At 41.5% G+C, this 15983-nt stretch carries 13 protein-coding genes; 4 read left to right on the forward strand and 9 right to left on the reverse strand.

Annotated elements, in window-relative coordinates:
* The first annotated feature begins 18 nt into the window (after positions 1-18).
* A complete protein-coding gene (locus MSBR3_RS20650; protein WP_170943387.1) occupies positions 19-195 on the forward strand; it encodes a hypothetical protein in 177 nt (58 codons plus the stop codon).
* A 466-nt stretch (positions 196-661) separates the two neighbouring features.
* Here MSBR3_RS20650 and hmgA read toward each other — a convergent pair whose 3' ends face one another.
* The 3 genes from hmgA to MSBR3_RS09060 form a co-directional block, all read right to left on the reverse strand.
* A complete protein-coding gene (gene hmgA / locus MSBR3_RS09050; RefSeq protein ID WP_048107639.1) occupies positions 662-1918 on the reverse strand; it encodes a hydroxymethylglutaryl-CoA reductase (NADPH) in 1257 nt (418 codons plus the stop codon).
* Positions 1919-2483: 565 nt separating this feature from the next.
* Positions 2484-2852, reverse strand: coding sequence for a DsrE family protein (locus MSBR3_RS09055; RefSeq protein WP_048107641.1), 369 nt, complete (start codon positions 2850-2852; stop codon positions 2484-2486).
* Positions 2853-3512: 660 nt separating this feature from the next.
* The gene (locus MSBR3_RS09060; RefSeq protein ID WP_048107643.1) at positions 3513-6122 is read right to left on the reverse strand and encodes a valine--tRNA ligase; all 2610 of its coding nucleotides are present in this window, start codon (positions 6120-6122) and stop codon (positions 3513-3515) included.
* A 634-nt stretch (positions 6123-6756) separates the two neighbouring features.
* Here MSBR3_RS09060 and MSBR3_RS09070 point away from each other — a divergent pair.
* A complete protein-coding gene (locus tag MSBR3_RS09070) occupies positions 6757-7296 on the forward strand; it encodes a GNAT family N-acetyltransferase (RefSeq protein WP_230627995.1) in 540 nt (179 codons plus the stop codon).
* A gap of 252 nt (positions 7297-7548) precedes the next feature.
* On the opposite strand, the gene MSBR3_RS09075 is transcribed toward MSBR3_RS09070, so the two are convergent.
* The 5 genes from MSBR3_RS09075 to MSBR3_RS09095 form a co-directional block, all read right to left on the reverse strand.
* Positions 7549-8427: an ABC transporter permease gene (locus MSBR3_RS09075; RefSeq protein ID WP_048107646.1), complete on the reverse strand. Its 879-nt coding sequence runs from the start codon at positions 8425-8427 to the stop codon at positions 7549-7551.
* Between the two features lie 14 nt (positions 8428-8441).
* Positions 8442-9386 (reverse strand): ABC transporter permease, encoded by a 945-nt coding sequence (locus MSBR3_RS09080; RefSeq protein WP_048107648.1) that lies wholly within the window; start codon positions 9384-9386, stop codon positions 8442-8444.
* A gap of 50 nt (positions 9387-9436) precedes the next feature.
* Complete coding sequence (locus MSBR3_RS09085) at positions 9437-10996, reverse strand: ABC transporter substrate-binding protein (RefSeq protein ID WP_048110272.1); 1560 nt, start codon at positions 10994-10996, stop codon at positions 9437-9439.
* Between the two features lie 317 nt (positions 10997-11313).
* Entirely contained in the window at positions 11314-12228 is a 915-nt protein-coding gene (locus MSBR3_RS09090) for an ABC transporter ATP-binding protein (RefSeq protein WP_048107650.1), read from the reverse strand.
* 27 nt (positions 12229-12255) lie between these two features.
* Positions 12256-13203, reverse strand: a complete 948-nt coding sequence (locus tag MSBR3_RS09095; RefSeq protein WP_052723346.1) for an ABC transporter ATP-binding protein — start codon at positions 13201-13203, stop codon at positions 12256-12258.
* A gap of 152 nt (positions 13204-13355) precedes the next feature.
* Here MSBR3_RS09095 and MSBR3_RS09100 point away from each other — a divergent pair, with 152 nt between their 5' ends.
* Positions 13356-14162, forward strand: coding sequence for a class I SAM-dependent methyltransferase (locus MSBR3_RS09100; RefSeq protein WP_048107651.1), 807 nt, complete (start codon positions 13356-13358; stop codon positions 14160-14162).
* Complete coding sequence (locus tag MSBR3_RS09105; protein ID WP_230627331.1) at positions 14159-15031, forward strand: class I SAM-dependent methyltransferase; 873 nt, start codon at positions 14159-14161, stop codon at positions 15029-15031. Before MSBR3_RS09100 ends, MSBR3_RS09105 begins: the two co-directional genes overlap by 4 nt.
* Before the next feature lie 150 nt (positions 15032-15181).
* Here MSBR3_RS09105 and MSBR3_RS09110 read toward each other — a convergent pair whose 3' ends face one another.
* On the reverse strand, positions 15182-15946 hold the full coding sequence (locus MSBR3_RS09110) for an HAD family hydrolase (protein WP_048110275.1): 765 nt from the start codon (positions 15944-15946) through the stop codon (positions 15182-15184).
* Positions 15947-15983 lie beyond the last annotated feature (37 nt).

Genomic DNA, 15983 nt, shown 5'->3' on the forward strand with positions numbered 1-15983 from the left:
CATGACAACCTTTCACATTTGATTGAGCACTGGATCGAGCATAACGAAAGCCACATTGAAAGTTTCAAGGAATGGGCTCAGAAAGCTAAAAAAGATGGCTTTCTCGATGCTTCCGAGGATATCCTTGGAGCTGCCAGTAAAATTGAGGAAGCAAACAAATATCTTAATAAAGCAAAAGAAGAGCTTTTCCATTAAATGAATAAGTATAAAACGGGAAATCTTAAGAGCAGAGTAAAATCTTAAGAACTGCCCTGAGAACTGCCTTCTAAAGCTGAATCTTAGGAACTATTCTTAAGAGCTCTATGGCAAGACTTTCTCATGGCGGATTCCTGTCACTATTTTTGTTTTCTTGGCATCAAAGTGCTTTGTCAGGAAAGTGTTTGAAAGTATTTTCAAACACTTTTATTTATTTGCATGTAATATGCTGATTGCGTTTGAATTTGAGAAATTTATTCCCAAACCTAATAAGGCGATCACAAGCCTTTTTAAAAAAGGCTTGAGCGAAAATTAATGCTAAGTAAACATATGACGACGTGATCAACCGGCGCAACGGTTGATCGACCTGATAACATTTGGTTTGATAACCTTATCTCCCTAACCCTATAGGCGTGATCAACCGGCGCAACGGTTGCGGCTCAACGGTTGCGGGTCAACCGTTGAGTTAGAACTTTCCACGACCGAGCTGGGCGTGAGCACGGGCCAGATGTCCTGCAGCCTGAGCTCCTATAAGATTAACTTCTCCTGCAAGCACGGCAGAAGCTACGATTTCCGCAAATTTCTTAGAGTTTATTCCTGGAACGTCACCTGCTCCTGCAACGCCGAGAATATTCAGGCAGTCTCTCTGGGTCCCAAGACTTGTGCCTCCACCAACGGTTCCCACAGGTAGGGCAGGGAGAGTGACAGTACAGTGAATCTCTTCGTATTTTGTAAGTTCCATACTTGTAATTGCAGTGCTTCCTTCAACAACATGAGCTACATCCTGTCCGCAGGCCAGATAAATAGCAGCAATAATATTTGCAGCATGGGCATTAAAGCCAAGTGCTCCTGCTCTTGCTGAACCCAGCATGTTTTTGCTATAATTAACCTCAAACATGGACTCAGGCGTACATTTAAGAGTCTCCTTGACAATCTCCTTTGGAATCGTAACCTCAGCTACAACGGTTTTGCCTCTTCCGAGAATTGTGCTTATGGAGGCCGGTTTTTTGTCAGTACACATATTTGCTGAAATGGTAACGGGATGTGCACCGAATTCGTCTTCTATAAGGTGCATCACTGCGTCGGTAGCTATAGTTACCATGTTCATGCCCATAGCGTCTTTTGTATCGTAAGAAAATCTGAGGTATACATATGTGCCGGCTACAAAGGGTTTTACGGAAAGCAATTTTCCAAAACGCGTTGTTTTTTCGGCAACAGCTTTCATCTGTTCGAAAATTTCAGGACATTTTACCCACTCGTAAAATTCTTTAGCTCTGCTGACGCTTTCAAGCTTAAAAACAGGTGCTCTCGTCATCTCATCCTCAAAGACCCTTACATTTGCTCCTCCTGATTTTGTAATAACCGAACAGCCGCGATTTACACCCGCAACAAGAGCTCCTTCAGTTGTAGCAAGCGGAATGTAGTATTCGGAATTTGCATATTCACCGTTTACTTTCAGAAGACCTGCAACTCCGAGAGGAATCTGAACTGCACCTATCATATTTTCAATATTCCTTTTCGATGCTACTTCAACATCGAGGGAAAAGTTCTGGATATTCTCAAACTCAAGTTTTGCAAACTCCTGTATTGCAAGCCTTCTGATTTTTACTGAAGTCACAGGGTCCGCAAATTCGTCAATTTTACGAAGAGCCACATCTCCATCCAGAACCTTTTGCAAAAGGATTTTCTCTTCCTCGTTTAACTCATAATTCTGTAAAAACACGAAATCACCTGCTGAAATTATTTTTTTAATTTTCAAAAATTAATTGACTCAAAAGCTGAAATCTTAATATCAAATAATTATTTTAAAATGTGTACTTATAGTTGTATACTCTATCTTAAAGTCTATTTTTATCTCATTATGTGCACAAACGTTCGCTCGTTTGATCCATGTTTTTAGATTTTTATTCTAATTATGTCCATATTGACATATAATTCATTCCTCAACCGATATTTTTCGGTTAGCCTTGGACAGTCTAAAAAAGGCATTACATATAAAAAGTTCTGTCGGTTTAAATTAACATTTAGAAATATTTGAGTAACTGAATAAAGCTGAAGAATTAAGTTGAAGAAAACCTGACTCAGGAAAAAGTTACAGTAAAACACATTTAGTTACAGTAAAACACATTTAGTTACAGTAAAACACATTTAGTTACAGTAAAACACATTTAGTTACAGTAAAACACATTTAGTTACAGTAAAACACATTTAGTTACAGTAAAATACATCTAATTGCTTAAGGCAGTTATTGCTTAAATGCCTCATTTAATGTTAGAAATTTCTAAGGCTCAGAAATTAATAATTAACTGGTGTTCTTCTGTGTATTTCTGAAAAAGTTCAGCTACTTCTTTTGAGCAGATAAATTCAATTCCAGGGATTAGTTCTTCTTTCTTAAGTCCAATCATGTCCGAGGCAAGCTGGCAGCATCGGAACTCTACTCCCATGTCGATACATTCCTGAACAGCCATATCATACTTGGGCGATCCTCTTGTTTTATCTTTCTTTCCAAGTAACACTCCCATAGGTCCCCATAGAATAACCAGCACATCGAGCCCTTTACTCCTGTAATATTTCGCAAACTTGAGAGTTTCCTGCGGGCTAGTGCTTTCATACACCATATTTTTGAGTAATAGTAATACCTTTTCGACTTTTGTCATAAAAACTCCAGGTGTAAATAATACATTTCTGAAACAGATTACCTGGATGTATATAAAGTTTCACATTGGAAAAGGGAATCTTTGTCATTTCACTTTCTTAAAATAATAATATTATTTTTGGTGAAATTTGCAAAATTCAGATATTTACACCTGATTAACAACCTTCAATGTAACGTAAAATCATATAACTACTCCACCAGTTTGAAGCTAGCTGGAATATTTATATACCAAAATTTTTTTAAAGTTTGTGACTGATTCTAAATGCCCGGTATTTGAGACTCCTACTTTATAGAAATCCCCAATTTTAGCTGACGACTTGTGAATTTACTTCATAAATTTGTACACCAGGAATCTATTTTGATCTTTGAAAATGATATTTTAGTATAGTGAGAAAAAGAATACGAAAAAATAGTTGAGTAGCCGGAATGAAGAATTATTAAGGCTGAAATGAAGAATTATTAAGGCTGAAATGAAGAATTATTAGGGCTGGAATGAAGAATTAAAGTCAGAGTTTGAACATGGAGGATCTGACCTGAAGATATCCTGCCCTCAAATTGCCGTATCTTCAGCTTGTCATACTTCAGCTGTTAGTAAAAAACTGAAAAAATAAGCATCTTCAGAATAATAACAGATGTTTTTCATAAAAAGGTAAGCAAAAGCTTACCTTACGATTACGACAACTGCACCTCTGACTTCAAGCACATCAACCTCTCTGCCGCCGGAGATCACTTCTTTCCTTATTTCTACAGCTTCGGGTTCGAGCTCGATCGGTTTGCCGTTTACGTTAACGGTTATTTTTCCTGAGACTGCCTGAGCTTCAACGGAAGCAGGGTTTTCGGCCTTGAGAGCTTTCACAACAGCACCTGCATCTTTTCTGAATCTGGGACCCAGAATGCCCATATTAGGCTTAACTTCCACTGGCACATATTCAAAGGAAGGAGCTCCTTCCATCAACTCAACTTTCGAGTTTGTTGCACCTGCGATATCTCCTGTATCAATATTTGCGTTGTATATCTCAAGTTTCTTCAGGGGAGCATTAAGTGCCATTCCCAGTTCGGATTTGTACCTGCGTACCTCGCCTGTGATCTCTTTAATCAATTCCCCTGCAGCTTCGGCCTCTTCGTTTATGAAGCTCTCATCAACTGCCGGCCAGGCCTGTGTATGGACGCTCTCATCACTAAACCTGGAGTACAGTTCTTCTGCAAAGAATGGTATAAATGGAGCAAGCAGAAGCGAGAGGGTTTTCATTGTCCTGTAGAGCACATACTGAGCTGCTCTTCTGCCTTCAAGGTCATCGCCATAAAGCCTGCCTTTTACAAGTTCCAGATAGTTGTCAGCAAGAACTTCCCAGGCAAAACCTCGTATGGATTTGAAAGTGGAATCAAACTGGTACCCATCAAGCTCCTTTGTTGCAGTATCTATAAGCCTGTTAAGTTTACTCAGTAGCCACCTGTCAATTATAAGGAGAGAGTCAGTCTGGAATTTATCAGCATCTTCCTGGCCGAAGCCCTTCAGGTGAGACATTGAAAAACGGTAGATACTCCACATCTTCTGAAGGAAACGAGAAGCTGAAACCACATCCTTCCAGCGGAACATTACATCCGAACCTGTGGAGCCACCAACTGCACCCCACTGCCTGAAAGCATCAGCGCTGTACTGTGTGGTTACTTCCTCAGGAGAGATAACATTTCCAAGGGACTTGCTCATCTTATGTCCGTCAGGCCCGAGCACCATACCGTTAATGACTATAGAGTCCCAGGGTTTCTTGCCTTCAAGAGCCAGGCTTCGCAGGATTGTGTAAAAGGCCCAGGTTCTTATGATATCATGTCCCTGTGGACGGATCTGCGCAGGCAGGCGGAGATCATGCTCACTCTCCCAGCCAGTAACGTGTAATGCCGTAATCGAGGAGTCCATCCATGTGTCCAGTACATCGGTCTCAGGCTCAAACTCGGTTGAGCCGCAGGCGCAGGCTTTCTTTGGGGCAGCCTCATTCGGGTCAATAGGAAGCCAGCTCTCTTCTGCAACCATAACTTCCCCGCATTTCTTGCAGTACCAGATAGGAATCGGAGTTGCAAAGATCCTCTGTCTGGAGATGCACCAGTCCCATTCCATAGTGCCTGCCCAGTTCTGGAGCCTGACTTTCATGTACTCAGGATACCATTTGATCTCGTCTGCAGCTTTCAGGATGCCGTCATTGTCGATCTTTACGAACCACTGGGGCTCCGAAAGGATTTCAATCGGGGTATCGCAGCGCCAGCAAAGCCCGACATTCTGTTCCAGAGGTTTCTGGTCATAGAGGAAACCTGCAGACCTCAGGTCCGCAATGACGGCTTCCCTGCACTCGGCAATGCTCAGGCCTTCGTACTTGCCTGCAGCTTTTGTCATCTTGCCCTGTTTGTCGATGGCTTTTATAAGGGGAAGTTCGTATTTCACCCACCAGCGTACATCCTGCTTATCTCCGAAAGTACAGATCATCACGGCACCTGTACCGAATCCAGGTTCAACGTCTTCATCAGCAATCAGAGTCACTTTCTGACCAAAGAGAGGTACTGTTATTTCCTGGCCGACGTACTGGCTGTAACGCTTGTCTTCGGGATTTACTGCAACTGCAACACAGGCTGCCATAAGTTCAGGCCTGGTGGTTGCAATGTCTACCTTATCGAAATGGACGAAGTTAAGCTTTGTTTGCCTTGTTTCATACTCGACTTCTGCAAAAGCAATAGCGGTTTCACAGCGGGGACACCAGTTGACAGGATGTTCCTCGTGATAGATGTAATCATTATTATACATCCTGACAAAAGATTTCTGTGTTTTTACAAAGTATGAAGGCTCCATGGTAACGAACTCGTTACTCCAGTCCACAGAAAAGCCCAGACGCAGCATTGTTTTGCGCATTTTGTCGATGTTTCCTGCAGTCAGTTCCCTGCACATTTTGCGAAACTCAGCACGTGGAACCTGGTTTTTCGTAATTCCATGAATTTCTTCAACCTTGACTTCGGTTGGCAGACCGTGACAGTCCCAGCCCTGTGGGAACATTACATTGTACCCTCGCATACGTTTGTATCGGGCAACAAAGTCGATATAGCACCAGTTGAGTGCATTTCCGATATGGAAATTACCTGTAGGATAAGGAGGTGGGGTGTCGATAATATATTGGGGACGGGGGTCTTCTCCCCAGTTGAAATGGTACATGGAGAGGTTCCACTTCTCCATCCATTTTTCCTCAACCTCACTTGCATTATATTCTTTTGGAATTTCTGATTCTGTCATAAAGACACTCCATGATTGGGAAATAGTGTAAGAATTCTTGGGGTTTAGAATGCTTGCGATTATTTAAATATATCTGGTTTTGGATAGAGTGAATATTTCTTACTGTTCTATATCTGTAGGGAATACAAATTTTACTTTCATTGATTGCGTTTTGTTATCCGGAATCTCTGCAGAAAAGAAACTGTTTTATAATGAACAAATTCCAAAATTATTATCCTTTATTTATACCCGACTTTCCGCAGATGTTTTCAAAAAAACAATAATTTTCTTGCTATCGGTTTTGGAGAATTTCTCAAAATCTCCTGTTACTATCTCAACTGAAGTTTTGGAAAATCTAGCTGAAAGTTTTCATTGAAGGTAAAATTGTGAAAATTGTAAGGACATCTGCGGAAAGTAAGTTGGAGCTAAAAAACTGAGAATAATAGATTTAACCTTAACTTGGCGACTTAATAATCATCATGAAAACCATACAAGTAGAAAAATCCATTCATAAAGAATTCTATTTATATAGTATAGACCTACCTGAAATTTTTTCCGAGTGGAGTAACTAACCGATAACTTTACAAAATTAAAATAGAAACTATTTTTAAATAGAATTCTAATTTAAGAGCCTCTCCTGAATGGAGGTTTAATCTTGCGCGAAATAGAAACCGATAGAGTAATGATTAGAAAATTTACACCTGCAGATTGGAAAGACTTGTATGATTATCTGTCTGATGCATCAGTTGTGAAATTTGAACCTTATGATACTTTTACTGAAGCGCAATGCAAATTAGAAGCAATAAAAAGGTCAAATCAAGAATCTTTTTTGGCAGTTTGCTTGAAAAATACTGATAAATTGATAGGAAATATTTATATTGAGCAACAATACCCAAAAAAATATTCTACATGGGAGCTCGGATATGTCTTTAACTCTAGATATCAAGGATATGGATATGCGACTGAAAGTTGTAAAGCAGTTTTAAATTACGCATTTAAAAATCTACAAGCCAGGAGAGTCATTGCCATGTGCAATCCTCAAAACAAAGCATCATGGAAACTGCTGGAACGATTACATTTTCGAAAAGAAGGCCATTTACTCAAAAACATATATTTTAAGTCTGATGAACAAGGAAACCCTATTTGGCAAGATACTTATGAGTATGCAATATTATTTGACGAATGGCTATCCTAAACTACAAGGCATAACTCTGTTTTTGGTATGTAAGCAGATTGATATAATTAATCCATATTTAATTATTTAGCTCTCCATGCAATATGTATAGCTGGAATTTTCAAACAACTTGAAGCTGACAAATTGATCGATGGAAAATTTCCACCAGATAAAGAAGTTCCACTCAACGAAAAGCTTTAACTCGATGAAAACTTCCACTCAATGATGAACGTCCTAAACAATAAAATCGCAATGTCGCTCTTTGCCTTCCAGTTAAAGTTCGATCGTGTCAGACCGGGGATCGGTAATTGATCTCAGTTCGGAACCGATGAGATTTACCGCAAGAACAAACAGCATTATCGTGCCTCCTGAAGATAAAGCCATCATAGGTGCAGTCTGAAGGTATACAAGTCCATCTTTCAGGATTGTTCCCAATTCCGGAGTAGGAGGCTGAACCCCAAGCCCTAAAAACCCTAGCCCGGAAATTGAAATAATCTTGGATCCCAATCCAAGTGTTGCGATCTCAGTAATAGGTCCAAAAATATTGGGAAGAATATGTCGGAAAAGAACGTATTTATCAGATGCTCCAATTGCTCTCGCTGCCTCAACGAATCCGCTATTTTTCAGCGAAAGAGTGGAACCCCGGATTAACCGTGCATACTTTGCCCAGCCAGGAATGGAAAGTGATAGAATGATTCCTGCAGGACTTGGACCTACTACTCCCACAATCGCAATTGAAAGAACTATACTGGGGAAAGCAAGAAAGATATCTGCCAATCGCATCAAGAAAGCATCACATCTGCTGAAATAACCTGCATACATTCCTATTATAATTCCTGCAGGCACGATAATTAGAGTTGAAACAATTGCAATGAAGAACGAAGTCTGTGCACCATATAATATACGGCTGAAAATACACCTTCCAAACTGGTCTGTCCCAAGAGGAAAAGATGCTGATGGAGTAGATAACCTTTCTTCAAGATGCATCTCTGCAGGGTTATGTGGAGAAATCACCGGAGCCATTACAGCCATCATGGAGATAAAAATGAACAGCAGAACTCCTATTGTAAGTGTTAGATTGCTCCGTAAAACTCCCCATACTCTTTTCACTTCGGAAACTACCAGTTTTTCGCCAAAGTATAAGTGTTCCATAAATACTCTTCCTATTATTCTCCCTGAGCCCTGACTGATGGGTCGAGATAAAGCTGGACGAGATCGACAAAGAGATTAATAAGCACTACAATCATCGCGAAGGTAAGCATACATCCCTGCATCACCATGATGTCCATCGAAGAAACAGAGTTAACAAGAAGCCTCCCAAGTCCTGGAAGTGCAAAAACACTTTCAATGGTAACTGCCCCTCCGAAAATCCATCCGAACTGGGTACCCATATATATAATGACAGGGAGCAATGCATTCTTTAAAGCATGTCGTTGAATAATTTTTCTACGGCTGAGCCCTTTTGCACGTGCTGTCCTCATATAATCCTGCTCAAGCGTTTCAATCATACTTGTCCTCATGATACGCATTGTAATTGCAATAAGGCCAACCGAGAGGGTCAGGGATGGAAGAATGAAATACTCTATTCCTCCTGTTCCTGCAATCGGAAAGATATCCAGATAGATGCCTCCTGCAAGCATAAAAACTATAGCAACAAAATATTCAGGGCTCGAGAGGCAAACTATTGAAGTAAGCCTGCAAATATGGTCTACAAACCCGTTCTGTCTCAGAGCTGCTGCAATTCCAAGCGGAATAGCTATGATAGCCGAGAATAGCATTGAAATAGAGGCTAGACAAAAGGTCGTGGGCAGAGCACGTATTATCTCTTCAAGAGTACTCCTTTTTGTCTGATAGGAATATCCAAGATCTCCATGCACAACCCTTGAAATCCATTTTAGATAGCTGACATGCCATGGATCGTCAAGCCCCATTTCTTCATGAAGTCTGGCTACTGCCTCTTTAGGTGGGCTTTCGGTACCAAGAGTAGCCCTGAGCGTAATTTCAGCTGGATCTCCTGGCGAAAGGGAAATCACTGCAAAAGTGATGAGGGATATCCCTACCATGACCTGTATCATTTGAAATAGACGGTTCAGTATAATTCTACGTATCATTCTTACTCAAACTCTTTTAAATAAAAAAGTACGTGGGTAAAATACCCACATCAGGCAATTGAGACATTCTGCAGGTCTAAAGAGTACTCTGTAGGATGGAGATGATATCCCTTTATGTTCGAAGTTGTGACGTCAATATTAACGTAGTAGTTAAGATATGCAACCGGGGCTTCTTCGACAACAATTTCCTGAACTTCATCATAGAGTTTCTTTCTGACAGCTTCATCGGAAGTAGTTCTGGCCTGTTCAATCAGCTTATCTACAGTATCATTGTGCCAGCGATATGCTCCCCAACCGTCGCCTGAAGTACCATTTGAATGATAGTCCGTCATCATTATCTCATCAGGATCAGGTACGAAAAGTAATCCTCTTCCTACAAGGTACATATCAAAATTCCCTTTATTCCTCTGGGCGTTTGAAGCATCGGTATTGAGAACCTTAAGTTCTGTCTTTATACCTACTTTTTCAAGCTGCTGCTGGATCACCTCAGCGATCGGCGGCAGTTCTGCTCTTTCAGGATAAGTGACTAATGTAATTTTTAAAGGCTTGCCGTTTTTATCAAGAATTCCATCCCCATCCGAGTCGGTCCATCCTGCTTCATTAAGGAGTTTTTTTGCTTTTTCCGTGTCATAAGTATAAGGAGCAATATCCTTGTTTGCCCAGTAAAACTGAGGAGGAAAAAGTCCTGCTGCTGTGTTTCCGTATCCGTAAAGGACAGAATTCACTATTGCTTCTCTATCTATAGCGTAATTAATAGCCTGACGTACTTTTTTATCGTTGAAGGGCTCCTTTTCCGTATTGAAAGCAATCATCCTTACACGAGCAATCGGCTGCTCAAGGACTGTATAATCAGCCTTTTCTGTATATTTATCAGCAATATCGGGCGAAAGAATCATTGCTACCTGAATGTCCTTACTGTCGAGGAGCATCTTTCTTGTAAGTTCTTCAGGAATTACCCGATATACCACCTTATCAACTGAAGCAACATGTCCCCAGTAATCCGGATTCTTGACGACAACAATTTCTTCTTCCGGTTTCCAGGACTCAAAGATAAAAGGTCCTGTACCGATAGGCTTTGTCACGTTTCCGCTTGCATCATAAGACCCGGGAGCTAGGGCAACACTTTCTCCTTTGGAAAGATAGGCAGGAAGTGCAGGGAAAGTTGAATTGAGGCTGATCACTAATGTCAGGTTATCGGGAGTTTCAATCGACGTTACAGGAATTTTTCCGAATGTTGATGCCGACTGGATAAAGGATCTTTCGAGAGATTTTTTCATAACCTCGGCTGTGAAAGATGTCCCATCATGGAATAGGACTCCCTCTCTCAATTTGAATGTCCATTTTTTTCCATCGCTGGAAACTTCCCATGATTTTGCAAGATTTGGGATAATTTTTCCCTCATAATCAACTCCTACAAGAGTTTCTGCGTATTCTAGCCTCTGCGGCATATAACCCGATAGGTGAGGATCAATAGAGGTTGGACTCCATTGACCTGAAATGTATAATGTTTGAGATGTTTGATTTTCTTCTTTTTGTTCTTTGTCTGTACAACCTGCTCCCAGGACAACGAGAGCCAGCAAAATAAATAGAATTCCCTCTTTTCTTTTCATGTTTGCCAATCACACCCGATACTGTTACATATTAACATTAAACTCTGCAAAAATTACGTGAACTGGAAGTTTTAGAGTAATCGTCTTAAGTTTGGGTAACCTGTTGTGATAATTCAGAACGATTTGTTGGGACAACCCGGGAAAACTGTTAAGACAATCCGGGAAAACTTGTTAGGACAATCCAGGAGAATTTGTTAAGACAATCCTGGACTTATTTGAGTAAACACCTGGCATGCAGTTGTATCGCTAAAATCCATCAGGAGATATCGAGAGAATGCACGATTATCAAGCAGATGAGTTATCAAGCAGATGAGTTATCAAGCAAATGAAAAGTTATGGCAACGCACCCGTCTATCTTCATATTCCATCATTTCAGGGCTGTACAGGCATTTTTCGGTCTTTTTCGGGCAGAATTGATAATATACGCATGAACCTGGAATCTTCTTCCCTTGAGGTTCCGATGGATGTAAGGAGCCGGAATCCGAGATTGATGTTATTCTACGAGTAAATGGATGGTAGGGCCTATCCAGAACACCTTGTCCCTCTTCTACGATCTGTCCGGCAAACATTACAGCTGTCCGGTCTCCAATAGCGTGTGCAAGTCCCTGGTCGTGAGTAATGAAGAGAAGGGCACATCTGAGGTCTTGCTGAAGTGTTTTCAGAAGATGTATAATAGATGCCTGGGTGGACACGTCAAGCATTGAAGTCGGTTCATCACATATGAGAAAGGCAGGCTCAAGCGCGATAGCACGAGCAATAACAGCACGCTGCAATTCTCCACCGCTGAGTTGATGTGGATATCGGGCTGCCTGCTCAGGTTCAAGACCAACAAGCCCAATAAGTCTTTTCAGCTCTTCTTCAATCTGCCTTCCGCGTAACAAATCAGGATGTATGCGAAAAGGTTCACAGATTGAGTGAGCTATCTTCCACCTGGGGTTCAGGGAGCTTTCAGGCTGTTGTGGCACAATCTGAATTTTTTTCCGGATAGAGTGGAGTTCTTTTCCCTTCAGCCCTTTAAGAGCCTGGCCCTCAAAGAATATCTCTCCCCGTGTTGGAGGAATAAGCAAGAGAAGCAATCTTGAGAGAGTGGACTTTCCACATCCGCTCTCTCCTACAAGAGTGAGGGTCTCTCCAGCTTCTATCCTGATATTTACATTGTCAACAGCAGTGATCCGGTTTTTTCCCGTAGAGGTGGGAGAGAATATTTTTGTCAGGCCTCTTCCTTCAATCATGCAACCTTCTCCTTTCAATCATGGAACTTACTCCCTTCGATCATACAACCAGCATCTGACAGCCGATCCTTCCGGAAAAGGGATGAGCGGAGGCTCAATCCTGCACCTTTCTATTGCAGATGTGCATCGAAACCTGAACCTACAGCCTCCATCCTTTTCTTCTGAATCTTCTGTTCCGGATGGTATGGGGTGAAGACCGTTCTCAGGGAGCGAACGAAGTAGTCCCCTGGAATAGGGGTGCAGTGGCCCATCAAAAAACGCCTGCCTCTCTCTTATTTCCACTATCCTCCCGGAATACATAACTGCAATCCTGTCCGCGAGGTTTTGGACAAACGGCAGATCATGTGTGATGAGAATTAGAGTAATTCCTTCCTTACATAAAACCCGAAGCAGGTAAGTAATAGCCTGCTTATTCATTATGTCTATACCCTTTGTAGGCTCGTCTGCAACGAGTACTTCCGGATGGCCTGAGATTCCCATCGCAACAAGCGAGCGTTGAAGCATTCCACCACTGAATGAGTAAGGATAGGAGTCTATTCTTTCTTCTGGGGGAATTATTCTTACGAATTGAAGAAGTTCAAGAACCTTCTTTCTAATTTTAGTTTTGTCCTTTTCTATATGAAGAGAGATTGGTTCTCCGATCTGGTTTCCCACAGTCATCGAAGGATTCATTGCTCCTGTAGGGTTTTGCGGAACCCATGCAATCTTTCTGCCACGGATCATTTCAAGTTCATTTTCAGAAAGAGTTAGAAGATTATCTCCATGATAGCGTATAACTCCGTTTACAGTGCAGTTTGCAGGCAAGAGCCCCAGTAGCGCCAGTCCCAGTACAGATTTTCCGCTACCGCTTTCCCCTATAATTGCAAGTGCCTCGGGCTGTTCAATGTTAATATCAACCCCATCAACCGCCCTGATGACGGTGCTTGAAACGGGAAAATGTACATACAGCTGTTGAATATCAAGAATCATGGTCATCTTGCTACATCTGCATATCTTTTATCATAACAATTACAGGGTGTATGTTGTTACTATTTATATTCTTTTTCATATATTTCGCCATAATAAAGAAATAAATTATTATATCTTAACACTAATAATTGGATAATTAGTATTTTAGAAGGAATAGTATGATTACACAAATTGATTGGGAGACAACCTGGGCTGCAGGTATTAATGAAATGAATAGGCTTTCTACCACAAATTACTGGAATCAAAGGGCAGAAGATTATTCTGACATGGTACTGGCAAGTGATTGTAATCATGGACGTAATATCCTCAACTTGTTTGAAAAGGAAGGCCTACTGCAGAAGGATTGGCATATTTTAGATATAGCATCCGGGCCTGGCGCAATAACGATCCCATTTGCAGAAAAAGTATGCAGAGTGACTGCTGTAGAGCCTGCTGATAGGATGGCAGCAGCATTGATGTCATATGCGCAGAACAGAGGGCTTTCCAATATCGAAATAATCCCTAAGACCTGGCAGGAAGTGGATGAGGCAGTTTATTTAAAAAACTATGATCTGGTTATCTGCTGCCATGCACTCTGGCAATTTTCGGACATTCTTTCTCAGGTCCGGCGGATGGAGGCAGTGTCCAGAGGATACTGTTGCCTTGCTCATGGGCTTGAGGCTCCTTCAGAAAGCCGAAAACTAACGGAAGATCTCGGGATAGATGACGGTGAATTTGACCAGTTCATCACAGTGTTCAATCTTCTCAATGATTCTGGAGCATGTCCAAACGTTGATGCGATCGATTACACACTTACGAGGTCAGTTACCTCAGCAATTACTTCAGTTGAGAAACTTGTAGAGAAATATCGACCTCTTAACTCCAGGGATAGTGAAATGATTCAGAAACACGTTCAAAATCATGCAAAAGAGGGCATGTATCAGGTTAGCGGCAGGATGGGAGTACTATGGTGGAGGGTAGCATGACCTCCGACTCTCTTACAACCACTATAGACTGGGTGAGATACTGGGAAGACAGTTATGATGCCAGGTCAAAGACTATGTTCAGGGACTATGAGATCGATGACTGGAGTGAAAGGGCAGAGGACTACTCAGAATCCAGGCGGACAAATAATTACGAGTTCGGAGAATCAGTATACTCTACCCTTGCCCTCCATGGAATCGTTTCTCCTCACTCCAGGGTCCTTGAAGTTGGTGCAGGTCCTGGAACATTTGTAATACCCTTCGCAAGGAGGGTTGACCATGTAACTGCTGTTGAACCTGCCGAGGGAATGAGACACATGATATCTCAAAATGCTTTGGAAGCCGGAGTGAGTAACTATGATATTATTCCGAAAATCTGGCAGGATATAAACATTGAAGATTTCAGGAAGCAGTATGACCTTACTATCACCTCAACCGTCATATGGATGTTTCGTGACATTATGACCCAGATAAGCCGGATGGAAGAGTTAACACGGGGATATTGCTGTGTGGTTGGTGGAGTTGGCACAGGGCAAACATTTGAAGCCGAACTCTGGAAGAAAATCATGGGCAATACACCTTATCCTCAGTACCCTGAATACCCTTTGATCTATAATTTACTTTACACGTGCGGAAGAATTCCTCATGTAAGGCTTATCAATTATACAAGTAAGAGAACACCTGAGAACATGCTCAGGATGTACAGGATTTTCTACTCAATCTATACGGAGGTCACACCTGAGATTGAGGAGATTATTCGAGAGGCGTTGTACAGTGACTCTGGAGAAGAAGCATGTGTCAGAAAATATCGATCGGCTGTAGTCTGGTGGAATCCGGCTGTTCGAAGAAAAGAATTAAAAGGTATTGCCTGAAATTTCGGACAGATTGAATAAAAGTATGCATGAAGAAAAAGAAGAAAAAGAAGAAAAACGAATAAACATAAGTAATTGGGATAAACACTGAGCGGGTCTTCTCCCAGACATTTTTTGAAGAATTTTTTGAAGAGAGCGAATTTTATGGAATCAATCTGTCAATCCAAACTGCTTCCAAGCTTCTTTAATATTCATAGCGCGCATTCCCAGTTTTTTCGCGGGCTCTAGCTCGTTTTCGTCAGAGTCTCCTATTGAAATGACACATTTAGGTTCGAGTTCAAAGCCCATCCTTTTTAGCGCAGTCATAAAAAGTCGGAGATCAGGTTTCTTATACCCTACATCCGACGAGAAGATAACAAAATCAAAATAGTCGTGGAGCCCGAGAAACCTGAGTTCCAGTTCAGAAAAAACTCTTTGCCCGTTGGAGATTACACACTTGGGAATGTTTATGCAATGTTCAATCATTTTGATGCTCTGAGGGAAAGCCCGGAGTTTCCGTATGGAAGCTGCCCGAAAAACCCTTGAGGCTTCTACTCCAAGGCCTTTTTCGTCAATATTCCAGATCGAATTTTCCTTACAGATCTCTGAAAAGATTTCCTCTACCTTGATCTCGGGATACACTTCCCTGGAATTCTCCATTTTCTGCCTGACCTTAAACATATAAGTATCCCATAGCTTTTCGGGCTCGATTTTCACTCCCTGATAGGCAAGCCATGCGCTCAGTACTTTATAAGTCTCCAGGCTATGTTCTTCAGTATGAATGTCAATGAGGGTCTCATAGCAGTCAAAAATAACCCCTTTTATATGGCAGCTCTCAAATGCCTCCTCCCCTTTTGCAAGAGAATGACTAAGAAATGTAACTTCATCCTTGCTTACATCAGGCCTGTGATTTCCCGATATGCTCTTTCCTCCCAGATCCCTTTTCAAGCTTCAACTTCGGATTTTGCCGTAA

It is taken from the genome of Methanosarcina barkeri 3, assembly GCF_000970305.1.
In the GTDB taxonomy this organism is placed as follows: Archaea; Halobacteriota; Methanosarcinia; order Methanosarcinales; family Methanosarcinaceae; genus Methanosarcina; species Methanosarcina barkeri_A.

Bases quoted from the DNA above. Each gene is read 5' to 3' on its own strand.
- MSBR3_RS09055 (WP_048107641.1), bottom strand. From the start codon at position 2,852: ATGACAAAAGTCGAAAAGGTATTACTATTACTCAAAAATATGGTGTAT.
- MSBR3_RS09095 (WP_052723346.1), bottom strand. From the start codon at position 13,203: ATGACCATGATTCTTGATATTCAACAGCTGTATGTACATTTTCCCGTT.
- MSBR3_RS09085 (WP_048110272.1), bottom strand. From the start codon at position 10,996: ATGAAAAGAAAAGAGGGAATTCTATTTATTTTGCTGGCTCTCGTTGTC.
- MSBR3_RS09080 (WP_048107648.1), bottom strand. From the start codon at position 9,386: ATGATACGTAGAATTATACTGAACCGTCTATTTCAAATGATACAGGTC.
- MSBR3_RS09105 (WP_230627331.1), top strand. From the start codon at position 14,159: ATGACCTCCGACTCTCTTACAACCACTATAGACTGGGTGAGATACTGG.
- MSBR3_RS09100 (WP_048107651.1), top strand. From the start codon at position 13,356: ATGATTACACAAATTGATTGGGAGACAACCTGGGCTGCAGGTATTAAT.
- MSBR3_RS09060 (WP_048107643.1), bottom strand. From the start codon at position 6,122: ATGACAGAATCAGAAATTCCAAAAGAATATAATGCAAGTGAGGTTGAG.
- MSBR3_RS09090 (WP_048107650.1), bottom strand. From the start codon at position 12,228: ATGATTGAAGGAAGAGGCCTGACAAAAATATTCTCTCCCACCTCTACG.
- MSBR3_RS09075 (WP_048107646.1), bottom strand. From the start codon at position 8,427: ATGGAACACTTATACTTTGGCGAAAAACTGGTAGTTTCCGAAGTGAAA.